Consider the following 4054-nt stretch of genomic DNA (forward strand, 5'->3'; position numbering starts at 1 on the left):
AGGTGGCCGATTTCACCAAAATGCACCCCCTCGAGGTCCGCGCCATCGCCGACGGTGACGCCGCCCAGGGCATCAAGGGCATGGACCCGATTTCGACGGGACAATTGACGCGCGACGAGATCGAAAAGGGCGAGAAGGACCCGGCCTACCGCCTCAGGCTCGGCGAGAGCAAGGTCGTGCTGCCGCCGGCCGCCAAGAAGAAGGGCCCACGCTATACCCCGGTGTCGCGCCGCCACGAGCGGCCGAGCGCGATCCTCTGGCTGGTCCGCAACCACCCCGAGCTGAAGGACGCGCAGATCATGCGCCTGGTCGGCACCACCAAGACGACGATCGCGAGCGTCCGCGATCGCACCCACTGGAATGCCTCGACGCTGACCCCGATGGACCCGGTGACGCTCGGCCTGTGCTCGCAGATCGAGCTCGATTTCGAGGTGCAGCGCGCGGCCAAGGAAAAGCCGGTGCCCGCGGCCTATGGCGGCGCCACGCTCCTGCCGGCCTCCGAGACCACGCGCAAGGAGCCGGAGTTCGAGCCCAGCGAGAAGAGCGAGGACGACCTCAATGTCGACGCCGTGTTCGCCAAACTCAAGACGATCGGCGGCAAGAAGCAGGACGACGAGGAATAAGGTTCTCGGCACGGCTGATGCCAGGCGCGGCGGAGCAACCTGCCGCGCTTTTTGCTTGAGCGTACGCTCAGCATTTCCCCGGCGCGCTCGGGCCGGCTGAACTCGCCGCGGATTCGCGTGAGGCCAGCGCAATGTGCTGCAAGAGGTCGTCCAACAGGAACGGCTTGAGCAGGACCGACATGCCCTGCGCCGAAATCGGCACCACGGTCTTCGACCTGATGTCTCCTGTCATGATAATGGCCGGCGTGTTCTGGCCGAGCACCGCCCGCAATTCCCCGATCGTCGCCACCCCATTGGCCGATCCCTGAAGATTATAATCGCAAAGCAGCAGGTCGGGACGGATCTCCCGCCGCCGTATCCGGGCCAGCGCATCATCCGCCGTTGCGAGCACGATCGCGCGGATGCCGCTTGCCTTCAGCAGACGGCTGATCGAGGCGCGCACACTGGCCTCGTCTTCAATGACGAGGACGGTGCCGTGAAAGTCACCCCTCTGATATTGCGGGCTGCGCGCTCGTTCGGGATTGTTGCTGCTGTGCTGGCCACGTGGAACTTCGATGGTAATGACCGTGCCCTTGCCGGGCGTGGAATGTGCACCGATCGGGTGATCCAGCATCACCCCCAGCCGCCTGACGATGGCCAGCCCCAATCCGAAACCGCCACGCTCCGCGACAGTCGAGCCCTGAAAGTACTCATCGAAGATATGCGGGAGCTGATCCTGCGTGATGCCGATGCCGCTGTCCCAGACTTCGATCCGGACCTTGCCGCCGGTCCGCCGGCAGCCCAGTAGTATCTTTCCCCGATCGGTGTATCGCAGCGCGTTCGAGAGCAAGTTGCGCACCATCGTTTCGAGCATGTGCCTGTCGCTGCGGACCAGCAGCCGGCTCGGCACCATGCGCCACTCCAGGCCCCGGTCCGCGATGGCGTCGGAGAAATCGGCCGCCAGGGAATCAAAAAGCTCGGAGATCGCGAAGTCGCGCTCCGCCGGGCGAAGATTGCCCGCCTCAAGACGGTTCACATCGAGCAGGCTCGACAGAATGCTGGACATGGTGTCGAGGGATCGCCCCATTCCGTCGACAAGCTCGCGTCCCTCGCCGCGTGGAAGATGCAGCCCAAGCGACCCCTGCAGAAACCTCAGCGTCTGCAGGGGCTGCCGCAAATCATGGCTCGCAGCGGACAGGAAGCTGGATTTCGCCCGGTCCGCCATCGCGGCTGACTTCCAGGCCAGGGAAATCTGTCCCTCAAACTTCTTCCTTTCCGTGATGTCGGTCATCAGGCCGTTGATGCGGGCGGGCTTCCCGGCCGCATCAACGTGCGTGATGGCAACCTGCTGCAGCCAGACCTCGCCGCGCCCATCCGGGCGCAGAAACCGAAACGTCATCGAATGCGAGGGTTCGCCGAGCGGAGGGGCGTCCAGCCAGGCCGCAAGCGACGGACGATCCTCGGCGGCGATGCATTTCATCCATTCCGCGCTGCCAAGCGGTCGCTGCGGATCCAGACCGAGGATATCCGCCGCGTTCGGGCTCAAATCGATCAGCCCGTTCCCGAGATTCCAATCGAAGGTGATCACGCCGCCGGCACGAAGCGCTTCCTCAAGCCGAAGCTCGCGTTCGAGAATGGCGCGTTCGTGCATCCGTCGTTCGCTGAACAGCGCCGCCAGCACGAGCGCGCCGAACGAAATCGCCAGGACGCCCGCCTGGGCCGACAGGATACGCTCATCGAACGGCAACCGCGTATCACCGAAGAGGCCGATGCCGAATATCGTCGTCCACACGATCGTGAACGCGCACAGGAACGTTGCGACAGCGGTGAAGGCAGGACGAACACGCGCGGCAATCCACACGAACAGCGGACAGAGCGCGGCAAGCGCCAGTTTGAGCGTCCAGGGTTCACTCGGCCAATTGACCCGCAATACGCAGATGGCAGCCACGAGCGCGAGCGCGAAGGCCCCTTCCGCTGTTTCGCGCCGGGGCGGAGCGTCGCGCAGGAATGAGGCCAGTCCCAGCATGAGCGGTGCGACGGTGATGGTGCCGAGCGACTCCGAGACGACCCACTGATACCAGATCTTGATGATGGATGCGTTCGACGTGTGGAAGAGGACAAATCCAAGCGTACCGACGGCACCGCTGATGAAGGCTGCAGCTATCGTGGCGCCGAACAATTCAAGGACACGACGCAACTCGTTCAATTCGAATGGGGGCTTGCTCCATCTCTGGATCAGCCCTGCGACGATCAGGGGACCAACGGCATTGGCTACCGCGAAGAATGCCGTGCTGGCAGCATTGCGGTCGCCGATCAGATTGGCTGCGACAGTGGCGGCGACCACGCCGATGATGACCGGCCACCGCACGGCCGGGCCAAACGCGACCATGACACCGGAAGCGACACCCGCCGCCGGCCAGAACACTGCAACGCCAGCCTTGTCGAGCAGACCGAGACCAAGATACGCTGCCAGGAAAAACGCGGCCGCGACGGCGATTGAAATAGCCCACGCCGGCCATGCCACGGACGGCCGCGAACCGGGCGCTTCAGTCGTGGCCAACTCCAGGCTCATCGCTCACACCCGCATCGGCATACGCCACCAAACTACTGATCGCCATATCGGGTCAGCCGAATATCCGCGAGGAGATAATCGCCCATCCAGTATTTAGTGCCGACAATGGGCTGACAAGGCCAATTCGTGCCAGATTGCCGCGGGAGCGGTGGCGAGCTATCCCAGCTCGATCTCCTCGTTCACTTCGTGCGAAAGCGTGAGGCCGCCGACGGTCAGCACCATCTTTGCCGGCAGCTTTTCATGACCCTTGAGCTTGCCGGAATCGATCGCGTCGCGCACCGCCTTTTCGATCTCGCGCTGTGAGGTGACGCCGACTTGCTTGAGAAATTTGCGCAGGCTGGCATTGAAGACGTCTTCGTTCATGGGGTCCTCCTGATCACGGCCTGACCGGGTTGTTCAGCATCTGCTCGGCCAGATTGCGCTGGGCGCGGTCGGCGCGGGCATTGGCGTTACCGCGCTGCACGTCGCGGTTCTTGCGGCAATTGACGTATTCGTTCGAACCGACCGCGACATTGTTGGCGCGGCAGAATGCGTCATCGTCAGCGCTGGAATCGACCATGGTCGGCTGGCCACGTTCGAGGCAGCCGGACAGCAGCGGGGCGATCAGGACAAGCGCGAGTGGCAGATTGCGGCGCATGCTCGGTTCCTTCGGTTTTTCGTCACGATCGGGCAAAAGCGCGAAGCGCGTCCTCGCTGGATGACCCCGCAATCGATCGAAAAGATGGCAAATTGCGCCATTTGGGCAGGACTATGACACCACGTCTCGGCGCGGGACAGATGGATTGCTCACATGGGGAATGTGTGTGTCAAGGATGGGCAGCCACTTTTTTGTTCGACTGCGGCCACCTCTTCGTCCCGACCGCGGGCTGTGCAGGATGAC

Annotated in this window: 4 protein-coding genes; 1 reads left to right on the forward strand and 3 read right to left on the reverse strand. The window is 63.4% G+C overall.

The annotated features are described in order from the left end of the window. Positions 1–623 (forward strand): DUF1013 domain-containing protein (locus V7E26_RS29505; protein WP_324422912.1); only part of this gene is annotated, 623 nt, incomplete at its 5' end. Positions 624–690: 67 nt separating this feature from the next. On the opposite strand, the gene V7E26_RS29510 is transcribed toward V7E26_RS29505, so the two are convergent. From V7E26_RS29510 to V7E26_RS29520, 3 genes are all read right to left on the reverse strand, one after another. Beyond that, positions 691–3174 (reverse strand): ATP-binding protein, encoded by a 2484-nt coding sequence (locus V7E26_RS29510; protein WP_324422913.1) that lies wholly within the window; start codon positions 3172–3174, stop codon positions 691–693. Between the two features lie 156 nt (positions 3175–3330). Beyond that, entirely contained in the window at positions 3331–3537 is a 207-nt protein-coding gene (locus V7E26_RS29515; protein WP_324422914.1) for a DUF6494 family protein, read from the reverse strand. A 13-nt stretch (positions 3538–3550) separates the two neighbouring features. Continuing rightward, complete coding sequence (locus tag V7E26_RS29520) at positions 3551–3811, reverse strand: hypothetical protein (RefSeq protein WP_442893505.1); 261 nt, start codon at positions 3809–3811, stop codon at positions 3551–3553. Positions 3812–4054 lie beyond the last annotated feature (243 nt).

The organism is Bradyrhizobium sp. (assembly GCF_036735945.1).
Lineage (GTDB): Bacteria > Pseudomonadota > Alphaproteobacteria > Rhizobiales > Xanthobacteraceae > Bradyrhizobium.